Here is a 21,770-nt window from a genome sequence, read left to right as displayed (position 1 = left end):
GCTGCGATCATGGCGCGGTGTTTCCTGCCCAGAGCCTGTCCATGTCGCTGATCTCCCACCCTGCCCGCCCGCTGCTCGGCCTTGCCGTGGCTGCGGCCCTGGCCGGTTGTGCCGCCACCGCCACCAAGCCGACCGCCGTCGAAGCCAACATCACCACCAAGGCCGTCGGCTATCTGGACAAGAGCGCGGTTCCGGCCAGTCTCGACCTGGTGCCGGCACCGCCGGTCGCCGGTTCGGCCGCCCTCGCCCTGGACGAGCAAGTCAGCCGTGAAGCCCGCGCGCTGCGTGGCAGCCCGCGCTTCGCCCAGGCCGGCGTCGATGCGGAACTCGGTTTCCCCGAGGGCGCCAACCACTTCTCCTGCGCCGCCGACATCGACGTCGATGCGGTGAAGACCCCGGCGCTGTACCGCCTGCTGGAGCGCAGCCGGATCGACGCCAGTGCGGCGACCAAGGCGGCCAAGAACCACTACCAGCGCCCGCGCCCGTTCATGGTCAACGGTGAGCCGACCTGCTCGCCGAAGGACGAGGACGGCCTGCGCAAGAACGGTTCCTACCCCTCCGGCCACACCTCGATCGGCTGGGCCTGGGCCCTGATCCTGTCAGAGATCGCGCCGGACCGCGCCGACGCCATCCAGGCCCGTGGCCGCAACTACGGCGAGAGCCGCCTGGTCTGCAACGTGCACTGGCAGAGCGACATCCTCGAAGGCCGCTTCATGGGTGCCGCCGCCGTGGCCCGCCTGCACGACAACGCCGCGTTCAACAAGGACCTGCTGGCCGCACGCAAGGAGATCGAAGCGGCACGCAAGGCCGGCCTGCACTCCAGCCGCGACTGCACCACCGAGAACGCGGTGCTGAAGATCCGCCCGCAGAGCGCGCTGTAACGGTCGATGCCAGGGTCAGGGCTCTGCGGCGATCCCTGCGTCGGCGAACGCCTTCTGCAGGGCTGCTTTGTTGCCGCCGCGCGGCCAACCCACCACCCGCGCGGCGACCCTGCCGTCGCGCAGGATGTAGAAGGTGGGTGTTCCCCAGTAGCCGAAGTCTGCAAAGTCCGTCTGGCGGGCCACGACCTGGATCGGCAGATCGGGATGGCGTTCGGCCCAGTCGGTGAAGATGCGCAGATCAAGCGTCCCGTCCTGCGGGGACAGCCACAGCGCGCGGCTTCCTGAAAGTATCCGCAACACGTCGGGGTCGGCGCGCGCCGCTTCTGCCACCGCACGCGTGAAGCCGCAGGCTGGATGCGCGATGACAATGATCTTCAACGACGCCATGTCGGCGTGCGCCGCGCGAAAGCTCGCGCCATCCGCACTGGGCGTCCAGTACTCGAACGGCTTGGTGACGCGCGGCCACCGGGGCACGGGGCGGCCATTGAAAGCGGCCCGCCACGGCGATACCGGGGCCAACGCAGCGGCATCACGGCTCAGAACGGCAATGGTCGCTCCGGCGCGTGCGTCAGCAGGCTGCAGTTCACCACGCTTGCGGAGCTCGACCCCCACGCGCAGTGCAATGGCCGAGTAGTGCGGCTGCTTGGCTGCCACGGCGGCCGCGTGGGTCGCCCGCAACAGTACACGCAGTTCGGGTGTGCTCAGGCGGGACAGCGTAGCGGTATGAGGCAAAACACCCGTGTCAAACGCACGATCAACCTGGGCTCCGCGCTCACGCCAGTCATGGTCCGGCCCTGAGAGGCTTTCCCACGTTCCCTGCACGGTGGCATAGCCCTCCTCCAGAGATACCCCGGCGGCACAGGGAGAGGACAGGATCATCGCCAGCGTGGTGGCGACCGGGAGCAACCCACGCATCATGACCCGTGGGCGCCGCAGGGCCGCGATCAGCAGTTGGACGTGCATATGTGTGCCGTTGATTCCTCGCATGTCGCGTGCGAGATGCACTTGTAGCCAGGATAGTCTGCCTCGTTGCAATGTTCTCCCACGCTACAACGCAGGCTGCGCGCAGTGTTCTGTATCTGCAGAACCCGTTGGTCTTCTTCCGAATTGACCCTGACATCGGGAATGACCGCCACCAGGTGCTGGAACCCAAACGGTTTGAGTACGCGATGGAGATCGGCCGCTCCCAGTTCCCGTGCCAGATCGGAGTAATCGAAGGTGGTCAGTCCGAGCGCACTGAACCGTAGCGATGCGGTGAACCGCGCGCGCGCTGCAGGCGTCATTTTGTAAAGGGGAAACGTATCGGTATCCCCGAATGCCTTTGCATACGCGTCGAATGATCGCTGATCGGTGATCGACGCGGTCCGCTTCTCCAGGTGCAGGTGCTGGTCGTCCGGAAGCGTCGTTGTTGCTGCTTCAGCAGCGTTCACCCCCGCAGATGCCTGCATCGACAGCACGAGCATGGCCAAGCCTACGGTCATCCGCGACATTCTGTTCTTCATTGCAGTACCCCGGTTGCCCGGAAGATTCCGGTAGCTACGGTTGTACGCCTGTTCCATCCGAGCGCATCGACACGGGCTCGGGTTCACGGCAACTGAGACATATTCTTGCCGCCGCTCACACTTCTTGACCGCTGCCCGCAGCGCGGGCGTGTCCATTTGCGACATGGTCGCGCATCAAAAGGAAGGGCCGGCATTGCGCCGGCCCTCCTTCATTGCATTACCGCAGCCACCGCATCAGAACTTCGCGGTGAACTCCACGCCCCAGGTGCGCGGCTCGTTGAGGAAGCCGGTCAGGTTGTTGAAGTCGATCGCGCCGACCACGCGGGTCTGGTTGGTCAGGTTGCGGCCGAACACGGCCACGTCGTACTGGCCGTAATCCCAGTTGTAACCGAGGCGCAGGCCGCCCTCCAGCGAACTGCGGCCGCGGAATTCCGGCGACTCGTAGATGAAGAAGTTGACCGCACTGCGGTACGCCCAATCGGTGTAGGCGTACAGCTCACTGCCATCGCTGAGCGGGAAGCCCACGCGCAGGGTCGCGTTGTGGATCCACTTCGGCGCCTGCGGCAGCGGGTTGCCGTTGACCAGCGCGTAGGTCTGGCCGTTGATCACCGTGGTCGGGTCAGTGATGGTGCAGCCACCGCCACAGATCGCCACCGCCAGGTTCTTGTCCTTGATCTCGGTGTCGTTGTAGCTGCTGCCGAAGGTCAGCAGGACGTTGTCGGCCAGGTAGGCCTCCAGGTCCAGCTCGACGCCCTGGCCGACGGTCTTGTCGGCGTTGAGCAGGGTGGCGGTGTTGTTGGCGCCGCCCACGGCGATCAGCTGCTGGCCATCGACGTTGTAGCGGAACACGCTCAGGCCCAGGCGCGCGCGGCGCTCGAACAGGTCGGCCTTGATGCCGGCCTCGTACGAGATCACCTTCTCCGAATCGGCCTGCGACAGGCCCGGCGCGAAGGCCAGGCGGCCCTGGATCGACGGCGCGCGGAAGCCCTTGGCCACGCGGGCATAGGCGTTGATGTCGTCGGTCAGCTTGTAGACGCCACTGAAATCCCAGCTGACGTCGTTGACGTCGGTGTTGGCCAGGTACGGGCCACTGACCGGGGTGCCGAACGGAACCGCCTGCAGCACGCTGGCGCTGAAGTCCTTCTTGTCCTGGGTGTAGCGCACGCCGGCGCGCAGCTTGAAGCGGTCGGTGACATCGAAGTCACCCGAGGCGAACACCGCCCACGCCTTGTTGCGCTGGTTCTGCACCACGTGGCCGGTCTGCGGATTGCCCGGGGTCAGCGAGTCGTAGTTGAAGTTGTTGATGGTCACGTCTTCATCGAAGTAGAAGACGCCGGCCTGCCAGTCGAAGCGGCCCCACTCGTTGGACTCGACGCGGACTTCCTGCGTCCACTGCCGGTGGTGCGGCAGGCCGTCGGCCGACTCCGACGAGAACGGAATCAGGCCCGGGCCAGAGTTGCCGGCACCCAGGAAGGACGCGCCGTAGCCACCGTCGATGTCGCCACGGTTGAGCGATTCGGCGGTTTCATAGCCGGTGATCGAGTGCAGGGTTACCGAGCCGAGGTTCCACTGCAGGCGCGCGCTGCCGCCCCAGGTCTCCAGGTCGGAGAAGTTGACGCCGTCATTGGCCACCTTGTCGCGGTCGAAGTTCTCGACCAGCGCATTGCCCCCCTTCTGGATGATGTTGGCGCGGAACAGGCGGGCGGTGCCGTTGAGCTTGCGCTTGTGCAGGTTGAACAGCGCTTCGAAGTCATCGCCTTCGTACAGGAACTGCACGCGGCCGGCCGCTTCGTCATAGCCCTCGAAGCCGCTGTTGGGTGCACCGGCGCGGGTGTTGTCGACCCAGTCGTCGCGGCGCTGGTAGATGGCCGAGACGCGCGCCGACCAGCGGTCGGTCAGCGGGCCGCCGTAGGCGCCCTGCACGTTCCAGCTGTTGTAGCTGCCATAGCCGACGCGGAGGTAACCATCGGCATCCTGCGACGGGCGCGCCGAGTCGAACTTGACCACACCGGCCGGGGTATTGCGGCCGAACAGCGTGCCCTGCGGGCCACGCAGCACTTCCACGTTGGCCAGGTCGAACAGCGGGAAGCCCTTCAGCAACGGGCTTTCCTGCACCACATCGTCATACACCAGCGACACCGGCTGCGAGGCATTGAGGTCGAAGTCGGTGTTGCCCAGGCCGCGGATGTAGAAGCGCGGGAAGGCCCGGCCGTAGGACGACTCGATGTTGAGGCTGGGCACGCGTGCGGCCAGGAAGCGGATGTCATCGCCGGCCGAGCCGAGCACGTCCAGCTTCTCGCCCTGGATCGCGCTCAACGCGACCGGTACGTCCTTGGCGTTCTCGACGCGGCGCTGGGCGGTCACCTGCAGGGCGTCGAGGGCAACCGGATCCTTGGCAGCGGGGGTTTCCTGGGCGGCTGCTACCAGCGGCAGCAGGGCGGAAAGAGCGGCAACGAGGGGACGCGCGACCGGAAATCGGCCACGGGAAGTGCGGGTCGGGGACATGGCGGTAGGCTGTGTTTGGAGGGGTGGTAAAACGGCGCTACCAGATAATTGTTGCAATACAGCACCTGCCCCGCAAATGCCGGCCGTTCATGGCCCTGTCGCCCGGCCCCGGGCGCGCTCGCTAGACTCGGGGTTTTCCAGCGCCGCGGAGCCGCCGCAATGACCCAGTGGTACTTCCACGCCTCTGCCCAGGCCGAACGCATCGGCCCGCTTGATGACGAGGCCGCGCGCCGCTTTGCGCTGGCCAATCCGCGCGCGCTGGCCTGGTGCCAGGGCATGGGCGGGTGGACGTCGATTGCCGAGGTGCCCGAACTGCAGTCAACGGCCCCTGGCATGCCCAGCACCCCGCCGCCGGTCCCCGCCGACGCCGGCGGCCGCGCCGACGACATCGAATTCCGCATCGTCGGCCATGAGATGCAGTTCGTGGAAATCGAGCTTGACCCCGGCGAGAGCGCCATTGCCGAGGCCGGCGCCTTGATGTTCAAGGACGCGAGCGTGCAGATGGACACCGTGTTCGGCGCCGCCAGCGGGGGTCCGGGCGGTGGCTTCATGGGCAAGGTGATGGCCGCCGGCAAGCGCGTGCTGACCGGCGAGAGCCTGTTCGCCACCGTCTACACCCAGAGCGGCCACGGCAAGGGCAAGGTCGCCTTCGCCGCGCCCTACCCCGGCACCGTGCTGGCGATGAAACTGGACCAGCATGGCGGCCGCCTGATCTGCCAGAAGGACAGCTTCCTGGCCGGCGCGCGCGGTGTGCAGATCGGCGTGCAGTTCCAGCGCAGGATCATGACCGGCCTGTTCGGCGGTGAGGGCTTCATCATGCAGAAGCTGGAAGGCGACGGCTGGGTCTTCATCCACGCCGGCGGCTGCGTGATCGAGCGCGAGCTGGCCGCCGGCGAGCGCCTGGACGTGGATACCGGCTGCGTGGTGGCCTACCACCCGACCGTGGACATGGACGTGCGCCGGGTGACCGGCATCAAGAGCATGCTGTTCGGCGGCGAAGGCGTGTTTCTGGCCACGCTGACCGGGCCTGGCAAGGTCTGGCTGCAGTCGCTGCCGTTCTCGCGGCTGGCCGGCCGCATGTGGATGGCCGCGCCGCAGGGCGGCGGCCAGAACCGTGGCGAAGGCTCGGTGCTGGGTGGCCTGGGCCGGATGCTGGACGGCGACAACCGGTTCTGAGCGGCTCCGGTCGTGCCGGCCTCTGGCCGGCAGCCCCATGCACCTTGGCACTACCTTTATGAATGGGCGATATTTCCCACCCTGCCCGCCCTGCCACGGCTTCGGTATGCTGGCGCCCTTTCCTGAACCCGGCGCCGCGCGCGCACTGCCGATGAGCCTGTTCCGCCCCCGCATGCTGCTGTCCGTCGCCCTGATCGGCCTGCTGGCCGGCTGCGGTGGCGAGCCGGTCCGCCCCACCCCGCCGCCGGCACCGACCGTGGTCCCGCAGGCCAAGCCGGTGAAGATCGGCATCGCCCTCGGCGGCGGCGCGGCCAAGGGCTTCGCCCATATCGGCGTGATCAAGATGCTGGAGGCCAACGGCTTCGAGCCGGCCGTGGTCGCCGGCACCAGCGCCGGCAGCGTGGTCGGCGCCCTGTATGCCAGCGGCATGGACGCCTTCCAGATGCAGAGCAAGGCCGTGGCGCTGGATGAAGCCAGCATCCGCGACGTGCGCCTGTTCTCCGGTGGCCTGGTGCAGGGCCAGAAGCTGCAGGACTACGTCAACGAGCAGGTTGCCAACCGTCCCGCCGAGCGCCTGAAAAAGCCGTTCGCCGCCGTCGCCACCCAGCTGGAAACCGGCGAGCGCGCCATCTTCGTGCGCGGCAATGTCGGCCAGGCCGTGCGCGCATCGAGCAGCATCCCCGGCGTGTTCGAACCGGTGAAGATCGGCGGCCGCAACTACATCGACGGCGGCGTGGTCAGCCCGGTGCCGGTGGACGCCGCGCGCCAGCTCGGCGCCGACTTCGTGATCGCCGTGGATATTTCCAGCAAGGCCAGCGGCAAGGCGCCGACGGACATGCTGGGCATCGTCAACCAGTCCATCTCGATCATGGGCCAGCGCCTGGGCGAGCAGGAACTGGCGCGCGCCGACATCGTCATCCGCCCGAAGGTGCTGGACATCGGCGCGGCCGATTTCAGCCAGCGCGGCACCGCGATCCTGGAAGGCGAAAAGGCCGCGATGGCGGCCATGCCGCAGATCCGCGCGAAGATCCAGCAGCTGCAGCGCGCACGCGCCGCCGCAGCGGCACCGGCCCCGGTGGCTGCACCGAAGTGCGAGGAAGCCTCGCGCCTGGGCAGGCTGATGGGCCGCAAGGACAAGTGCTGATCCCTTGATGCGTGGCCACCGGGCATGCCCGGTGCCCGCTCAGGACTCCAGCTGCGACAACGGCAACGCCTGGAAGCCCTTCACCGTGCGCAGCACGAAGCTGGAATTGGCATCGGCCACGCCGCCGGCGTTGAGCAGCCGGTCCAGCAGGAAGTGCGAGAAGTGCTCCAGGTCGCGCACATAGACGTGCAGCAGGTAGTCCATGTCGCCGGTCAACGCATGGCAGGCTACCACCTCATCCCAGCCCTGCACGCTGTCCACGAAGTGGCCGATGGCGGCCTGGTCGTGCTTTTCCAGCTGCACGCGCACGAAGGCCTGCAGGCCCAGGCGCAGTTGCCGTGGCTCCAGGCGCGCACCATAGCCGACGATCACGCCCTCGCTTTCGAGCCGCTGCAGGCGGCGCAGGCAGGCCGAGGGCGAGAGATTCACCCGCGCCGCCAGTTCGGCGTTGGTAGCGCGCCCGTCCCGCTGGATTTCAGCCAGCAGGCGTATATCCGTGCGATCGAACTGGACTTCTCCGGCCATTGTTGCCCCGCAACAGGGTGAGTACGCAAGGATATTGCGCCAACAACGGCAATCGGCGCAACTTTTGCAACCCTGTTGCGCGCGCCCTGCCCTAGCATCGTGGGTATCCCTTCAAGGAGCGCCCCATGGACCTCGCCCAGCCCCGCCGCGTCGAACACCAGCAGACCGACAAGGGCTACGTGCCGGTGTACACCACCGCGCTCGTCGAGCAACCGTGGGACACCTACACTGCCGACGACCACGCCACCTGGAGCACGCTGTACCAGCGTCAGCGCGAGCTGCTGGTCGGCCGCGCCTGCCAGGAGTTCCTGGATGCGCAGGACGAGATGGGGATGAGTGCGCACATGATTCCGCGCTTCGACCAGCTCAACGAAGTGCTCGGCGCGGCGACCGGGTGGACGCTGGTCGGCGTCGAAGGCCTGCTGCCGGAACTGGATTTCTTCGACCACCTGGCCAACCGACGTTTCCCGGTGACCTGGTGGATCCGCCGCCCGGACCAGATCGACTACATCGCCGAACCGGACCTGTTCCACGACCTGTTCGGCCACGTGCCGCTGCTGATGAACCCGGTGTTTGCCGACTACATGGAGGCCTACGGCCGCGGTGGCGTCAAGGCCCACGCGATCGGGCCGGACGCGTTGCAGAATCTCACCCGCCTGTACTGGTACACGGTGGAATTCGGCCTGATCGATACGCCGGACGGCCTGCGCATCTACGGCGCGGGCATCGTGTCGTCGAAGGGAGAGTCGCTGTACTCGCTGGAATCGGACGCGCCCAATCGCATCGGCTTCGACCTGCAGCGGATCATGCGCACGAAGTACCGCATCGACACGTTCCAGAAGACCTACTTCGTCATCGACAGCTTTGAACAGCTGATGCAGGCGACCTCACCGGACTTCACTCCGATCTACGCAGCACTGGCCGACCAGGCGCACCTGCCTGCCGGTGATGTGCAGGACGACGACCGCGTGTTCCAGAAGGGCACGGGTGAAGGCTGGGCCGACGGCGGCGACGTGTGAGGCGGGCCGGCGCGCGGGTATCCTGCGCGGCATGACCGATGTGTTTGCCGCCCTGCGCGTGACCAACGTCGCCTTCGACGACGACGTCATCCTGCTGACCCTGGCCGATGGCCGGCGCACCCGCCAGCCGCTGCGCTGGGTACCTGCGTTGTTCGAAGCCGATGCAGGGCAACGCGCGCAGTGGGTCGCCACCGCCGATGGCCTGGGTGTGAACTGGCCGGCCCTGCTGCCGGCGCGCGAGGCGGGCGTGGTCGATATCCTCAACCAGGTCTGGGAAGACCGCTACGACGCGGCGATGGCGCGGCTGAAGGACGCCGGATGGACGCTGGAGGCGCTGTCCGATGAGGACCAGCAACTGGTGGCGCTGTGGCGCATGGAAGCGGACATCAACAACGGCGGCTTCATGCAGTTCCTGTGCAACTGGGGCGACCCGACCTGCCAGCTGGCGCTGCGCGCGCTGCAGGCGATGGGCGCAGTGCAGACGCACGCGCTCCTGGCCGGCATGCGCGGGCTGCTGGATCGGCTGGAAAACGACCCGGCGATCAAGGAACTGACCGACCTGTACGACGCGATGAGCGAAGACGAACGGCAGGCGCTGGAAGCCTTCGAGGACGCCTATTTCGAGCGCCCGGAAGACCTTGCGCGGTTCGGGCTGAAGCACTTCGGCGCCGAGCGGCTGTAGCAGCCCGCGTGGAGCCGAGCCCATGCTCGGCTGCGATCAACCGGAGGCAGGACATCCGAGCATGGCCTCGGCTCTACAGGCTCAGCGCGGGTACGCCAGCAGCACCACCAGGTCCTCGTCACCCACCTGCTGCAGCGCATGGCGGCTGCCCTTGCGGGTCAGCAGCGCGTGCCCGGCGTGCACGTCGTACTGCCTGCCGTCCAGCACGTAGCTGCCCTGCCCACTGACGATGTAATAGATCTCATCCTTGTGCTGCGGATGCAGGCCGATACCCGCGCCCTTGTGCAGCACACGCTTGCGCAGCACGAAGGGCAGGTCCGCCGCGCCGGCAAAGAACGGATACGCGGTGGTGGGCCCGCCGCCGCCGTGCGGGCCGGGCTGCATGCGCGCAATCGTGCCTTCGTGCACGACCTGCGAATCTCCCGTCGCACCGGCGCCCTGCCCTGCGCCCATCACGTCGCAGTCGATGTCCCGCACCAGCGCCGGCTGCAGCGCGGGCAGCAGCGGCACTGCTTCGCGCAGTACCAGGCAGGCCACCGCATGGGCGCCGGCCACGCTGAAATGGGTGCCGTCGGCCTTGTTCTGTTCGGGCAGGAACAGGAAGTACGGTCGCGCGCCCTGCTCACCCAGCGCGCGGATCCAGCGCGTGCTGCGGTCGTTCAGATCAATCAGCGCAATCCGCTCGCGCGCGGCCAGGGCCTTCATCGATTGCGTGTAGCGGCCATGCGTGTCCAGCAGTGAACCGAAGTCGTACAGCAGCCGCGCCACCGGCGTGACCAGCACCGGCGTGGCGCCTTTCCCGCGCGCCACCTGTACGTAGCGCATCAGCAGGCGGGGATAGTCCCGGTCCGGATCGGTGTAGCGCGTGGAATCCTCAAACTTCGCATCGTTGTGGCCGAACTGGATCAGCAGCACATCGCCACCGCGCAGCTCGGCGGCGATGGCATCCAGGCGCCCTTCGTCGATGAAACTGCGCGTGCTGCGACCGCCCTTGGCATGGTTGTGCACCTCGAAGCGCGCCGGGTCGAGGTAGCTCTGCAGTGCCTGTCCCCAGCCGGCCTGGGGCGCGCGCTCGGGGCCGTATTCGGCCGCAGTGGAGTCACCGGCGATGAATACCCGCACCGGCGCCGCCTGCGCGGTGGTGCAAGACAGCAGCAACAGCAGCAACAGGGTGCGCATGGCGGTTCTCCGGTAGTGCCGGCCGCTGGCCGGCACCCTCATGAACGGCGGAAGCCTCGCGAAGATGCCGGCCAGCGACCGGCACTGCCGTGGCTCACGCGTCAGCGCGCCAGCCAGCCACCGTCGACCGGCAGCACGGCGCCGTTGATGTAATCCGACGCCGACGACGCTAGGAACACCGCCGCACCGGCCAGGTCATCCGGCGTGCCCCAGCGACCGGCCGGGATGCGCTCCAGGATCGCCTTGTTGCGCGCTTCGTCGGCGCGCAGCTGGGCGGTGTTGTCGGTGGCCATGTAGCCCGGGGCGATGGCATTGATGTTGATGCCCTTGCCCGCCCACTCGTTGGCCAGCAGCCGGGTGATGCCGGCGATGCCGCTCTTGCTGGCGGTGTACGACGGCACGCGGATACCGCCCTGGAAGGACAGCATCGAAGCAATGTTGATGATCTTGCCGTGGCCCTGTTCGATGAAGTGGCGGCCGGCGGCCTGCGAGATGAAGAAGGCGGACTTGAGGTTGACGTTCATCACGTCGTCCCAGTCCTGCTCACTGAAGTCCACCGCATCGGCGCGGCGGATCAGGCCGGCATTGTTGACCAGGATATCCAGGCCACCCAAGCCATCAATGGTTTCGCGCACCACGCGCGCCACCGGTTCGATGCTGATCAGGTTGGCTTCGATGGCCAGGCAGCGGCGGCCCAGCGCAGTGATCTTTTCGATGGTGTCGGTGGGCGGGGCGATGCCGGCCACGGCCACGTCGGCGCCGGCGGCAGCCAGTGCCACGGCGATGCCCTGTCCCAGACCGGTATTGCCACCGGTTACCAGAGCGACCTTGCCTTCCAGGCTGAAGGGATTAGCCATTGCGTATGCGTTCCTTGATTGGGGCGAGCGGGGTCAGCGCGACGGCCGCCGGCACACGGTGCACGGCGGCCAGGTTGGGGGCCTACTTGAGCTGGCAGATGTCCAGCACGTGCATGTCGGTGTAATCCAGGTTCTCGCCCCCCATCGCCCAGATGAAGGCGTAGTTGCTGGTACCGGCGCCCATGTGGATCGACCACGGCGGCGACACCACGGCTTCGTTGTTCTGGATGACGATGTGGCGCTGCGCGGCCGGCTCGCCCATGAAGTGGTAGACGCGGTCGCTGTCGCCCAGGTCGAAGTAGAAGTACACCTCGCTGCGACGGTCGTGCAGGTGCGGCGGCATGGTGTTCCACACGCTGCCCGGCTTGAGCACGGTCAGCCCCAGCAGCAGCTGCGAGGACTGGCAGGTGGCCGGCACGATGTACTGGTAGATGGTGCGCTCGTTGCTGGTTTCCAGCGCGCCGCGATCCAGGGCGACGGCATCCTTGATGGACAGCTGCCGGGTCTCGAAGCGGGCATGGGCCGGGGTCGAGGCCAGGTAGAACTGGGCGGGATTGGCGGCGTCCTGCGAGGCGAACACGACGTCCTTGCTGCCCATGGCCACGTACAGGCCATCCTTCGGGCCCAGCGTGTAGACCGTGCCATCGACGGTGACGCTGCCGGTTCCGCTGCCGACGTTGATCACGCCCAGCTCTCGACGCTCCAGGAACGGATGGCCTGCGGCCGAAGCGGGCTCGGTCTGGGTCGGCAGAGCCAGCGGTGCGTCCACCGGGGCAGCGCCGCCGATCACGAAGCGCTCGTAGTGGGTGTACTTGAGGGTCACCGCACCGGCGTTGAACAGGCCATCGAGCAGGTACAGGTCACGCAGCTGGTCGTTGCTGGCACCGTGGATGGCATCGGGATGGGTGGCGTAATGGGTCTTGCTGTACATGGCGTCTCCAGAGCGGGGGGCGGGCCGACGGGTCGGCCCCGGCGCGGTTCACGGTCGATTCTAGCCAGACAGGAAACCGGTGTCATTTTGCGTCGCACGATGCCCGGATGGCCCGGGCAAGGCGCGGCGGATCGGGTGGATGGGGCAGAGGTCGTGACCTGCAGGATTGATCCCTGAGGGGATCAATCCTCCGGTGGCTGGCAGGAATCGCGGACGATCAGGTGCGGCCGCACGCTGGCGATGGGCAGCGCGGCCTGGCCTTCAGGCTGGATCAGCATCGCCGCGGCGGTGCGCCCGGTATCGCGGGTATGCCGGCGCACCGAGGTCAGCGAGGGCCACAGGCGCGAGGCCAGCGGGCTGTCGTCATAGCCGACGATGGACAGCTGGCGCGGAATGTTGATGCCCGCGCGCAGCGCGACCTTGTAGATGCCGGCGGCCATTTCGTCATTGCCGGTGAAGATGGCGGTCGGGCGGCGCTTGCCCAACAGCAGTTTCTCGGCAGCGGCCACGCCGGATTCGAAGGTGTAGCCAGCCTCGATGATGCGGTCCTTGGGCAGCTCGATGCCGCGCTGGGACAGCGCGTCGATGAAGCCGGCGGTACGTTCATGGGCCGAACGGTAGGCGCTGGGACCGGTCACCAGGGCAATGTCACGGTGGCCGAGCGAGAGCAGGTAGTCGGCGGCTTCGGCCGCACCGTCGCGGTCATGGGTGACCACCATCTGTGAGCTTTCGTCCAGCGGCAGCGCTGCCACGCGGGTGAACCGGCAGCCGATCTCATCAAGCATGTCCGCCAGCGCCTGGTCTTCCGAGGCACGCGGCACCAGGATCACCCCGTGCAGCTTCTGCTGCTGCACGAAGCGCCGCACGCCCTCGATGTAGCCGGGGCTGCGGCTGTCACACGGGTGCACCACCAGCTCGAAGCTGGAACCACGCAGTGCATCCAGCGCACCGTACTGCATGTCCACGATGTACTGCGCGGTGGGGTTGTCGTAGACCATGCCGATCAGGAAGGAGCGGCGGAACGCCAGTCCACGGGCCAGCGGATCGGGCGTGTAGCCCACCTCACGCATCAGCGCCTCCACCTTGTCGCGCGTGTCCTTGCGCACCAGCGGCGAGTTGTTGATGATTCTTGAAACCGTTTTCTTGGATACGCCCGACAGTCGCGCGATGTCGTTGATGGTGGCTGCCTTGCCCTTCGCCAATGCCGGCGTAGCGGCATCGTTCTTGTTGCGCACTGACATGTTTTGAACCCGGTAAGTCTGGGGATTCCGGCTCCGCGCTCAGTCCAGCGCGCGGTAGCGGAAGTTGCGGAAGGTTACCGCACCGTCGCCGGCCGCATACAGCGCCGGCTTCAGCGCCAGGAACCTGCCCGCTACATTGTGATGGTAACCGGACACTTCCATCTGAACCGGATACTTCTGCCAAGTGTGCCCGTCGGTGCTGGAGTGGAAGGTGACGATGTGGCGGTTGTTGGTCACCCGCAGCCACAGCCGGCCGCCGCGCCCCGGCGCCGGCCGGGCAGGGCGCTCCTCGCCGTAGCGATGCATGATGTACGACTCGCCATTGCTGCCCACGCCCACGTACAGGCGGTCGCTGTAGAACAGCAGCGCGCCGCCCACGGCACCGGGGGCGATCTCCATCTCCACCTCGAACTGGTAGGCCCGGTCGCCGGCGATGGTGGTCAGCGGTGACGCATCGCGCGGCGTGCTGCCCTTGCCCTGCAGGACCAGGCCGTTGCCGCTGAAACCCAGCCGCCGGTACTCGTCCTGCGCCGGATTGAAGAACGCCCACTGCGGGCCAAGCGTGCTGCCGCGGAAATCATCCGACAGCGCCATGCCATGCGGCGACAGTGCCTGTCCGGCCGGCTTGCGCAGTGGCTGGCCGAGGTCGCCCCCGGTCGCGCGGAACCAGCCGTCGGCGGTCCATTCGATCGGCTCCAGCAGGGCCTGGCGGCCCAGCGTCCAGAAGCCGTTCTCGTACCCGTGGTACATCATCCACCAGCGCCCATCGGTCCCTTCGATCACCGTCGCATGGCCACGCGACCACCAGGGCTCGGCTGCCGACTGCGTGCGCGTGATCGGGTTGTTGGGCGCGTTCTCCCACGGTCCGTGGATCGAACGCGAGCGCGCGGTGATCACCATGTGGCCGGTGGGCGGCCCGGCCGTGCCGCCCACCGCCGTGGTCATGTAGTACCAGCCGTTGCGGAGGTGGATCTTCGGGCCTTCCTGCGCATAGGCCTCGACGTCCCAGTCCTGCGGATAGCGCCAGCCGTCATAGACGTGCTTCGGCGTGCCGGCCACGCTCAGCCCATCGTCGGCCAGTTGCACGTAATCACCACCGCTGAGGAACAGGTAGCGCTTGCCGTCTTCACCCACCGCATGGCCGGGATCGATGTAGCCGCCCAGGCCGATGTCGATCGGTGCGCTCCATGGGCCCTTGATGTCATCGGCCCAGACCACGAAGTTGCTGCGGCGCTCGCCGGTGCGCGCCGGGAAGTAGATGAAGTAGCGCCCCCGGTGCTTGACGATGTCCGGCGCCCAGATCGAGCCCACGTTGCGGGTGATCGCATGGCCCAGCGGCTGCCAGTTCACCAGGTCGCGCGAGTGCCAGATCGGCAGGCCGGGATAGGCGTCGAACGACGACAGCGTGAGGTAGTAATCGTCTCCGTCCTTGAGCACCGAGGGATCCGGATGGTCGCCGGCCAGCACCGGATTGAGGAACGTGCCATCGCCACGGTCCGCCTGGCGCTGGTGTTCCAGCCCCCGCGCCCACTGCGCCGGGGCGCGCGCGGTCTCCGCCGCGGGTGCAGGCCATGCCGGCAGCAACACGGCGAACAGGGTGGCGGCGGCGACGATACGCAGTGCACGCATGGCAGTCTCCTTGCGGCTCAGCCGCGCAGCGCGGCCGGCAGCCACAGCGACAGGGCGGGGAAGAAGGTGACCACCAGCAGCACGCCCAGCGCGGCGAACCAGAACGGCCAGATGGTGCGCATGCTCTGGCCGACGCTGATCTTGCCGATGGAAGTGCCGATGAACAGCACCGAGCCGACCGGCGGGGTGACCAGGCCGAGGCCGCCGGTGAGCACCAGCACCAGGCCGAAGTGGATCGGATCGATGCCGTAGGCGCGCGCCACCGGCAGGAAGATCGGCGTGCAGATCAGGATCATCGGCGCCAGATCCATGAAGGTGCCCAGCAACAGCAGCATCACCACGATCATCAGCAGCACCATGAAGCGGCTGTGCGCGAACGACTGCAGGAACTCGACGGCGGCAGCCGGCACCTGCAGGTACGCCAGCAGCCAGCCGAACACCGCCGCGGTGGCGATCACGAACAGGATCACGCCGGTACTGCGCGCGGCATGGATGACGGTGTCGAAGAACTCGCGCCAGCGCAGCTGCCGGTACAGCACGGTGGTCACCAGCAGGGCGTAGACCACGGCGATCGCCGCGCTTTCCACGGCAGTGAAGATGCCGGCGCGGATACCGACGAAGATCAGCGCGACCAGGCCCAGGCCGGGCAGGGCGGAGACGATGCGCAGGGCCACGGCACGCCAGCCGGGAAAGACCTCTACGCCATAGCCGCGGCGACGTGCGACCACATAGCCGGTGACCATCAGCGCCAGCGTCATCAGCAGCGCAGGGACAATGCCGGCGGCGAACAGGTCGGCGATGGACAGCCCCCCGCCGGCAGCAGCGGAGAACAGGATCAGGTTGTGCGACGGAGGCACCAGCAGGGCCACCAGCGCGGCGGTGATGCTGACGTTGACGGCGAAATCGCGGTCGTAGCCGCGCTTGACCATCTGCGGGATCATCGTGCCGCCGACCGCCGAGACATCGGCGATGGCCGAGCCGGACACGCCGCCGAAGAACAGCGAGGACAGGATCGACACCTGGCCCAGGCCACCGCGCAGGCGCCCGACCAGCGACGAGGCCAGTGCGATCAGGCGCTCGGAGATGCCGCCGCGCATCATGATTTCGCCGGCAAAGATGAACAGTGGAATGGCGATGAGCGAAGCGGAGCCGGTACCGGCCGAGATCTGCTGCACCAGCACGATGCTGGGGATATCCAGGTACAGCAGGGTGGCCAGCGCCGCAGCGGCCAGCGCGTAGGCGACCGGCACGCCGAGCAGCAGCAGCACGGCGAATACGGAGAACAGGAGGGTGATGCCCATGGATCAACGATCTCCTTCAGCGTCTTCGGCGCCGGTGGCGCGGGCCTGCAGCGCGTTCCACGCGCGGTTCAGTGCAAACATCAGCATCAGCGCGCCCCCCACCGCCAGCGGCAGGTAGTTGATGCTCTGCGGCAGGTTGGCACCGGCGGTCTTGATGTCCAGTCCGTCGACCAACAGGTCGGCCGACCAGAACGCGATGAAGCCGCCCAGCACCGCCACCACCAGCTGCACCAGCACGTCCACCGCGCGGCGCAGGCCGGCGCCCATGTAGGCATGCAGCAGGAAGAAGCCGAAGTGGCGGTTGGTGTGTACGCCGCAGGCCGCGCCCAGGCTCATCGCCGTGGCCAGCAGCAGCAGGGTGACCGGCTCGGTCCAGCTGGGCGAATCGTTGATCACGTAGCGCGCGAACACCTGCCAGCCCTGCACCACCACCAGCCCCAGCAGGGCGGCGACGGCGCCGTAGATGGCGATGTCGGCAATGCGGTCCAGCAGGCGCTGGCCGGGTCCGGTGGTGGACGTCGTCGTTTCGGTCATGGCGGTATCCTCAGGCGGCACGGATGCGGTCAACCAGCGCGGCGATGCCAGGCTGCTGCAGGTAGTGCTTCAGCAGCGGCTGCGCCGCATCGCGGAAGGCCGCCATGTCGACCTCGTTGGCTTTCACCCCGTAGGCCAGCACCGCCCGGCGCGCGGCATCCTCCGATGCGTCCCACTGCTCACGCATCACCGCCACCGATGCGCGGGCGGTGTGCAGCAGCAGCTGGCGGTCATCCGGGCTGAGGCGTTCAAAACGGGCGCGCGACATCAGCAGCACGTCCGGCGCATACGAATGGTCGCTCTGCGACCAGTAGTGCGCGGCTTCGAAATGGCGGCTGGAATGGAAGCTGCGCATGTTGTTCTCGGCGCCGTCGATCATGTGGGTCTCCATGCCGGAGAACGTGTCGCCCAGCGACATCGGCGTCGGGTTGGCGCCGAGCAGGCGCATCAGCTGGATGAAGATGTCCGACGAGGCCACCCGCAGTTTCAGGCCGTGCAGGTCGCTGGGCGAAACGATGGGGTGCTTGGTGTTGTAGAAGCAGCGTGCACCGGAGTCGTAGATCGCCAGGCCGACCAGATCGCGGCCTTCAAAGCCACGCAGCACCGCGTCGGCCACGCCGCCATCGAGTGCGGCGCGCTGCTGCGCGACCGACCTGAAGACGTACGGCAGGCACAGTGCCTGGGTCAGCGGAAATGCGTTGTTGAGTGCACCGGCATACACGCGGGTGATGTCGATGGCGCCAAAGCGCGCCATGTCGATCGCTTCCGACTCGCGGCCCAGCTGGCCCGAGTGGTACTGCCGCAGCCGCAGGCGGCCGTTGGTCTCACGCTGCAGGGTCTCGCCAATCCACTTCACCGCAGTGACGGTGGGGTAGTCGGCCACGTGCACGTCGGTCGCGGTCAGCAGGGTGCTGCCGTCCACGTCGCCGGCGGCCCCACGCCCGCAGGCGGCGAGCATCGGCGTCGCCAGCGCAGCGGCGCCGCCGGCCAGGAAATTACGTCGTGTGATCATCTGCGCCCTCCCGCGCGTGTTCACCAGGGCTGGCCGGCGGTCATCCCGCCGGCACGGCCCGGCAGGCAATGTCACCGAAGCCGGCAAAGCGCACCAGCGCCGTTTGTCCTGCCTCGATATCGTGGATGCCGGTAGCGTTGCCGGTGGCGATCAGGTCGCCCTTGCGCAGCGGCCGGCCGCGCTGCGCCGAACGGGACAGCGCGAAGGCATAGGCCGCACGCAGGCCGCCGGGCAGGCGGGTGGCGCCACCGGTGCCGACCACCTCGCCGTCGATGAGGGTCTCCGCACGCAGCGCAGTCTCGTCGCGGGCCGTCCAGCCGGTGATCTCCGGCCCCAGCACCAGGCCATTGTTGTTGCCGAAGTCGGACACCACCACGCGCGGACCCAGTTCGTTGATGGTGGCCAGCGGACTGCTGGCCACTTCCACGCCGATGTACAGGCGCGCGGGCAGGGCTTCGGCCTGTTCCGGGGACCAGTGCAACTGTCCGGCCGGGGCGTCCTCCAGCAGCTCCAGCACGTACTCTGCTTCGACTGCGCCAAAGCCCCCGACGAATACCGGAATGTCGGTTGTTCCACCGGTATCATTCCAGAGCTGACGTTTGAAGATCGGCCCCAGCAGGCGTTCGTCGCCGGAGCCATCGCGGCGCTCGGCGGCGATGTACCCCACTTTCCAGCCGATCACCTGATCGTCCCAGGCCTCGATGGCGCGGTCCTGGACCCGGTAGGCGTGCACCAGATCAGCCGGAATGGTCCCGGGAAACCCTGTCAGGGCCTGGCCGGCGCGGCGGGCGTCGGTGAAGGCGCGGGCGATCGCGGCTGCATCGTCCGGCGTCGGCCTGTGCCCCTGTGTGCCGTGTTCGTTGCTCAAGAACGGTCTCCCTCTGCGTTGTTGCACTGCCCATCGACAGCGTCTGCAGGAGGTGTATATGGTAAACCGGTGTCATCACGCAAGCCGCAGCGCATCACGCCCGCATCCGGGGCGCCTGCGGCACGCTGCCCCCCTTTGCTGGAGCCCGGTCCGCCATGCGTCTGCCCACCCTTGTGCTGTGCCTGTCCGTTCTGCTGACGCTTGCACCGGCGCGCGCCACCGACGTCCCGCTGCGCGATGGCCAGCGGCCCGGGCACGAGGTGACCGGCGAACGCCTGCCGCTCTGGCCCGCCGGGCAGGTACCCGGCGAAAGCGCTGCGTCGCGACCGGCGCGCGTGGTTGAGCGCAGCCCCGACCCGGCCCATCCGGACCGGTTCGTGGACGGGATCGATGCGCCGTACATGATCGTGCACGCGCCGCCACGTCCGAACGGGCAGGCGGTGCTGGTCATTCCGGGCGGCGGCTACCAGCGCGTGGTGATCGACAAGGAAGGCAGCGCGCTGGTACCGGACTGGGTACAGCGGGCAGGCTTCACCCTGTTCGTGCTTCGCTACCGCCTGCCGCAGCCGGGCAGGGACCGCCAGGCGGCGCTGGCCGATGCGCAGCGCGCGCTGCGGGTCGTACGCGACCAGGCCGCACGCCGCGGCCTGGAGGCCGGCAGCGTGGCGGTCATGGGTTTCTCCGCCGGCGGCCACGTGGCGGCGCGGCTGGCCACCGGCTTCGATGCTCCGGTCTATCCCGCACGCGATGCGATCGATCAGCTGAGCGCGCGCCCGGCACGGGCGGTGCTGGTCTACCCGGTCATCGACATGGGTGCGCATGCGCACAGCGGTTCGCGCGGGCGATTGCTGGGCGAGCACCCTGACCCCGCATTGGCGGCCCGGTACTCGGTGCAGCAGCACGTGCGCGCGGACATGCCACCGACCATGCTGATCCATGCCGCTGACGATCGCGTGGTCAGCGTGCACAACAGTGAAGTGATGGCGCGGGCGCTGGCCGAAGCGGGCGTGGAGCACGAACTGCACGTGTTCGCCCACGGCGGCCACGGCTTCGGCATGCACCTGCAGGGTGGTTCGTCGCTGGCGCTGTGGCCGGCGCTGGCGCAGGCGTGGCTGACGGCAGGAAAGGGCGCGGAGGGCGGCCGATGACGGGAGCACCGGACGACCTGCAGCGCCGCCGCTTCCTGCGCGACAGCGCGCGCTGGGCGTTGGCCACGGCGACGCTGGCGACACTGCCGGCAGCGGCGATGCCCGGTGCACGCGACGACCGCCTGCCGATCGTCCGCGTGCGCGGGGGGCGCCTGCGCGGCCAGCATGAGCAAGGCGTGCTGGTGTTCCGCGGCGTGCGCTACGGTGCCGACACCGGCCCCCATCGCTTCCAACCGCCGCGCCGGGAAGCGGCATGGAACGGCATCGCCGATGCGCTGGACTACGGCGCCGCCGCGCCACAGGCGGGCGCAGAAGGCCCCGGCAGCGAGGACTGCCTGTTCCTCAACATCTGGACGCCGGCGCTGGGGGATGGCGGCCGCCGCCCGGTGCTGGTCTATCTGCATGGCGGTGGCTTCAACAACGGTTCCGGCAGCGACCCGCTGTACGACGGCGGTGCGCTGTGCCGTCGCGGCGATGTGGTGGTGGTGACCCTCAACCATCGCCTGAATGCCTTCGGCTACCTGTACCTGGGTGGGCTGGGCGATGCACGCTATGCGGCGTCGGGCAACGTCGGCCAGCTCGATCTGGTGCAGGCGCTGCAGTGGGTGCGCGAGCATGCGGCAGCCTTCGGTGGCGATGCCGGCAACATCACCGTGTTCGGCCAGTCCGGGGGCGGCGCCAAGATCGCTACGCTGATGGCAATGCCGGCCGCACGCGGCCTGTTCCAGCGCGCCTGGACCATGAGCGGCCAGCAGGTCACCGCAGCCGGCCCGCGTGCCGCCGCGCAGCGCGCGGCGATCGCCATGCAGACCGTAGGCGCAGGGGACCTGGCGGCACTGCTGCGACTGCCCACCGCCGATCTGCTGGCGGCGACCCGCGCGCGCGATCCGTCGCGGGTGGAAAGCACGTCGCTGTACTTCGGGCCGGTGCTGGACGAGGTCACCCTGCCGGTGCATCCGTTCTGGCCGCAGGCTCCGCTGCAGTCGGCCGCCATTCCGATGGTGATCGGCAATACCCGCGACGAGACCCGCGCCTTCCTCGGCAATGACCCGGCCAACTTCGCGCTGACCTGGGAGACGCTGCCGGCGCAGCTGGAACGCCAGCAGTTCGTTGATCTGCTGCCGCAGACGGTGATCGCCGAGTACCGGCGCCTGTACCCGCACTACACGCCATCGGAGGTGTTCTTTGCCGCCACCACTGCCGGCCGTTCCTGGCGCGGCGCAGTGGAGGAACTGGAAGCGCGTGCGCGCCAGCCCAGCGGGGCCGCACCCACCTGGGCCTACCAGCTGGACTGGGGCTCTCCGGTGGAGGAGGGCCGGCTGCGCGCCTTCCATACCCTGGACATCCCGCTGGTGTTCGACAACGCCGGCCTGCCCGGTGCGCGCACCGGCGGCGGTGCGGACGCACAGGCGCTGGCGGCCACGATGAGCGACGCATTGATCGCCTTTGCCCGGACCGGCGACCCCAATCATCGCGGAATGTCGCAATGGGCTCCCTACCGTCTGCCGCAGCGCCAGACCATGCTGTTCGATCAGCACAGCCGCGCAGTGGATGATCCCCGTGCCGGCGAGCGTGCGCTGTACGCGAAAGTGCCGTTCGTGCAGCGCGGCACGCAGTGATGACACCGTGGTGCAAA

20 protein-coding genes are annotated in these 21,770 nt (G+C 68.1%); 7 read left to right on the top strand and 13 right to left on the bottom strand.

Annotation, left to right across the window (positions count from 1 at the left end):
* Positions 1–41 precede the first annotated feature (41 nt).
* Positions 42–881, top strand: coding sequence for an acid phosphatase (locus AC5P9C_RS16405; protein WP_074725837.1), 840 nt, complete (start codon positions 42–44; stop codon positions 879–881).
* A 15-nt stretch (positions 882–896) separates the two neighbouring features.
* Here the strand turns inward: AC5P9C_RS16405 and AC5P9C_RS16400 are convergent, their stop codons facing one another.
* The 3 genes from AC5P9C_RS16400 to AC5P9C_RS16390 form a co-directional block, all read right to left on the bottom strand.
* Entirely contained in the window at positions 897–1,844 is a 948-nt protein-coding gene (locus AC5P9C_RS16400; protein ID WP_049468478.1) for a hypothetical protein, read from the bottom strand.
* Positions 1,826–2,371 carry a hypothetical protein gene (locus AC5P9C_RS16395; RefSeq protein WP_057495307.1) on the bottom strand — a complete coding sequence of 182 codons (546 nt, stop codon included), beginning with the start codon at positions 2,369–2,371 and terminating at the stop codon, positions 1,826–1,828. The genes AC5P9C_RS16400 and AC5P9C_RS16395 overlap by 19 nt, the downstream gene beginning before the upstream one ends.
* A 246-nt stretch (positions 2,372–2,617) precedes the next feature.
* Entirely contained in the window at positions 2,618–4,888 is a 2,271-nt protein-coding gene (locus AC5P9C_RS16390) for a TonB-dependent receptor (RefSeq protein ID WP_057495306.1), read from the bottom strand.
* A gap of 159 nt (positions 4,889–5,047) precedes the next feature.
* Between AC5P9C_RS16390 and AC5P9C_RS16385 the strand changes: the two genes are divergently transcribed.
* Both AC5P9C_RS16385 and AC5P9C_RS16380 read left to right on the top strand, forming a co-directional pair.
* A complete protein-coding gene (locus AC5P9C_RS16385; RefSeq protein ID WP_150828600.1) occupies positions 5,048–6,064 on the top strand; it encodes a TIGR00266 family protein in 1,017 nt (338 codons plus the stop codon).
* Between the two features lie 151 nt (positions 6,065–6,215).
* Positions 6,216–7,208: a patatin-like phospholipase family protein gene (locus tag AC5P9C_RS16380; protein WP_049468508.1), complete on the top strand. Its 993-nt coding sequence runs from the start codon at positions 6,216–6,218 to the stop codon at positions 7,206–7,208.
* Between the two features lie 39 nt (positions 7,209–7,247).
* Here AC5P9C_RS16380 and AC5P9C_RS16375 read toward each other — a convergent pair whose 3' ends face one another.
* Positions 7,248–7,733: an Lrp/AsnC family transcriptional regulator gene (locus AC5P9C_RS16375; RefSeq protein WP_049468471.1), complete on the bottom strand. Its 486-nt coding sequence runs from the start codon at positions 7,731–7,733 to the stop codon at positions 7,248–7,250.
* Between the two features lie 125 nt (positions 7,734–7,858).
* Here AC5P9C_RS16375 and phhA point away from each other — a divergent pair, with 125 nt between their 5' ends.
* Both phhA and AC5P9C_RS16365 read left to right on the top strand, forming a co-directional pair.
* Positions 7,859–8,752, top strand: a complete 894-nt coding sequence (gene phhA / locus AC5P9C_RS16370) for a phenylalanine 4-monooxygenase (RefSeq protein ID WP_057494427.1) — start codon at positions 7,859–7,861, stop codon at positions 8,750–8,752.
* Between the two features lie 31 nt (positions 8,753–8,783).
* Complete coding sequence (locus tag AC5P9C_RS16365; protein WP_074725841.1) at positions 8,784–9,434, top strand: DMP19 family protein; 651 nt, start codon at positions 8,784–8,786, stop codon at positions 9,432–9,434.
* Positions 9,435–9,515: 81 nt separating this feature from the next.
* On the opposite strand, the gene AC5P9C_RS16360 is transcribed toward AC5P9C_RS16365, so the two are convergent.
* The 9 genes from AC5P9C_RS16360 to AC5P9C_RS16320 form a co-directional block, all read right to left on the bottom strand.
* Positions 9,516–10,613: a GDSL-type esterase/lipase family protein gene (locus AC5P9C_RS16360; RefSeq protein WP_343543317.1), complete on the bottom strand. Its 1,098-nt coding sequence runs from the start codon at positions 10,611–10,613 to the stop codon at positions 9,516–9,518.
* Positions 10,614–10,714: 101 nt separating this feature from the next.
* Entirely contained in the window at positions 10,715–11,470 is a 756-nt protein-coding gene (kduD, locus tag AC5P9C_RS16355) for a 2-dehydro-3-deoxy-D-gluconate 5-dehydrogenase KduD (protein WP_049468467.1), read from the bottom strand.
* Positions 11,471–11,552: 82 nt separating this feature from the next.
* Complete coding sequence (gene kduI, locus AC5P9C_RS16350) at positions 11,553–12,401, bottom strand: 5-dehydro-4-deoxy-D-glucuronate isomerase (RefSeq protein ID WP_053506103.1); 849 nt, start codon at positions 12,399–12,401, stop codon at positions 11,553–11,555.
* Positions 12,402–12,583: 182 nt separating this feature from the next.
* Positions 12,584–13,642: a LacI family DNA-binding transcriptional regulator gene (locus AC5P9C_RS16345; protein ID WP_019337388.1), complete on the bottom strand. Its 1,059-nt coding sequence runs from the start codon at positions 13,640–13,642 to the stop codon at positions 12,584–12,586.
* Between the two features lie 39 nt (positions 13,643–13,681).
* On the bottom strand, positions 13,682–15,271 hold the full coding sequence (locus tag AC5P9C_RS16340; protein WP_414615061.1) for a family 43 glycosylhydrolase: 1,590 nt from the start codon (positions 15,269–15,271) through the stop codon (positions 13,682–13,684).
* Between the two features lie 17 nt (positions 15,272–15,288).
* Positions 15,289–16,572 carry a TRAP transporter large permease gene (locus tag AC5P9C_RS16335; RefSeq protein WP_053461759.1) on the bottom strand — a complete coding sequence of 428 codons (1,284 nt, stop codon included), beginning with the start codon at positions 16,570–16,572 and terminating at the stop codon, positions 15,289–15,291.
* A gap of 3 nt (positions 16,573–16,575) precedes the next feature.
* Positions 16,576–17,106 carry a TRAP transporter small permease gene (locus AC5P9C_RS16330; RefSeq protein WP_049468464.1) on the bottom strand — a complete coding sequence of 177 codons (531 nt, stop codon included), beginning with the start codon at positions 17,104–17,106 and terminating at the stop codon, positions 16,576–16,578.
* Positions 17,107–17,116: 10 nt separating this feature from the next.
* Positions 17,117–18,118: a TRAP transporter substrate-binding protein gene (locus AC5P9C_RS16325; protein WP_053461757.1), complete on the bottom strand. Its 1,002-nt coding sequence runs from the start codon at positions 18,116–18,118 to the stop codon at positions 17,117–17,119.
* Positions 18,119–18,158: 40 nt separating this feature from the next.
* Positions 18,159–18,986 carry a 2-keto-4-pentenoate hydratase gene (locus AC5P9C_RS16320; protein WP_150828595.1) on the bottom strand — a complete coding sequence of 276 codons (828 nt, stop codon included), beginning with the start codon at positions 18,984–18,986 and terminating at the stop codon, positions 18,159–18,161.
* Between the two features lie 173 nt (positions 18,987–19,159).
* Between AC5P9C_RS16320 and AC5P9C_RS16315 the strand changes: the two genes are divergently transcribed.
* Together AC5P9C_RS16315 and AC5P9C_RS16310 are read left to right on the top strand one after the other, a co-directional pair.
* On the top strand, positions 19,160–20,134 hold the full coding sequence (locus AC5P9C_RS16315) for an alpha/beta hydrolase fold domain-containing protein (RefSeq protein ID WP_164082913.1): 975 nt from the start codon (positions 19,160–19,162) through the stop codon (positions 20,132–20,134).
* Positions 20,131–21,753, top strand: coding sequence for a carboxylesterase/lipase family protein (locus AC5P9C_RS16310; RefSeq protein ID WP_414615060.1), 1,623 nt, complete (start codon positions 20,131–20,133; stop codon positions 21,751–21,753). Before AC5P9C_RS16315 ends, AC5P9C_RS16310 begins: the two co-directional genes overlap by 4 nt.
* Positions 21,754–21,770 lie beyond the last annotated feature (17 nt).

The organism is Stenotrophomonas sp. YJH_SMC_10 (assembly GCF_059371555.1).
The sequence above is the reverse complement of the archived record's forward strand: the minus strand, read 5'-3'. Positions and strand labels throughout refer to the sequence as shown.

What these genes read in the sequence shown, in the direction of transcription:
- AC5P9C_RS16310 (WP_414615060.1), top strand. Translation starts at nt 20,131, where the DNA reads ATGACGGGAGCACCGGACGACCTGCAGCGCCGCCGCTTCCTGCGCGAC.
- phhA (WP_057494427.1), top strand. Translation starts at nt 7,859, where the DNA reads ATGGACCTCGCCCAGCCCCGCCGCGTCGAACACCAGCAGACCGACAAG.
- AC5P9C_RS16335 (WP_053461759.1), bottom strand. Translation starts at nt 16,572, where the DNA reads ATGGGCATCACCCTCCTGTTCTCCGTATTCGCCGTGCTGCTGCTGCTC.
- AC5P9C_RS16345 (WP_019337388.1), bottom strand. Translation starts at nt 13,642, where the DNA reads ATGTCAGTGCGCAACAAGAACGATGCCGCTACGCCGGCATTGGCGAAG.
- kduD (WP_049468467.1), bottom strand. Translation starts at nt 11,470, where the DNA reads ATGGCTAATCCCTTCAGCCTGGAAGGCAAGGTCGCTCTGGTAACCGGT.
- AC5P9C_RS16400 (WP_049468478.1), bottom strand. Translation starts at nt 1,844, where the DNA reads ATGCACGTCCAACTGCTGATCGCGGCCCTGCGGCGCCCACGGGTCATG.
- AC5P9C_RS16385 (WP_150828600.1), top strand. Translation starts at nt 5,048, where the DNA reads ATGACCCAGTGGTACTTCCACGCCTCTGCCCAGGCCGAACGCATCGGC.
- AC5P9C_RS16360 (WP_343543317.1), bottom strand. Translation starts at nt 10,613, where the DNA reads ATGCGCACCCTGTTGCTGCTGTTGCTGCTGTCTTGCACCACCGCGCAG.
- AC5P9C_RS16340 (WP_414615061.1), bottom strand. Translation starts at nt 15,271, where the DNA reads ATGCGTGCACTGCGTATCGTCGCCGCCGCCACCCTGTTCGCCGTGTTG.
- AC5P9C_RS16405 (WP_074725837.1), top strand. Translation starts at nt 42, where the DNA reads ATGTCGCTGATCTCCCACCCTGCCCGCCCGCTGCTCGGCCTTGCCGTG.
- kduI (WP_053506103.1), bottom strand. Translation starts at nt 12,401, where the DNA reads ATGTACAGCAAGACCCATTACGCCACCCATCCCGATGCCATCCACGGT.
- AC5P9C_RS16330 (WP_049468464.1), bottom strand. Translation starts at nt 17,106, where the DNA reads ATGACCGAAACGACGACGTCCACCACCGGACCCGGCCAGCGCCTGCTG.
- AC5P9C_RS16325 (WP_053461757.1), bottom strand. Translation starts at nt 18,118, where the DNA reads ATGATCACACGACGTAATTTCCTGGCCGGCGGCGCCGCTGCGCTGGCG.
- AC5P9C_RS16365 (WP_074725841.1), top strand. Translation starts at nt 8,784, where the DNA reads ATGACCGATGTGTTTGCCGCCCTGCGCGTGACCAACGTCGCCTTCGAC.
- AC5P9C_RS16375 (WP_049468471.1), bottom strand. Translation starts at nt 7,733, where the DNA reads ATGGCCGGAGAAGTCCAGTTCGATCGCACGGATATACGCCTGCTGGCT.
- AC5P9C_RS16380 (WP_049468508.1), top strand. Translation starts at nt 6,216, where the DNA reads ATGAGCCTGTTCCGCCCCCGCATGCTGCTGTCCGTCGCCCTGATCGGC.
- AC5P9C_RS16390 (WP_057495306.1), bottom strand. Translation starts at nt 4,888, where the DNA reads ATGTCCCCGACCCGCACTTCCCGTGGCCGATTTCCGGTCGCGCGTCCC.
- AC5P9C_RS16395 (WP_057495307.1), bottom strand. Translation starts at nt 2,371, where the DNA reads ATGTCGCGGATGACCGTAGGCTTGGCCATGCTCGTGCTGTCGATGCAG.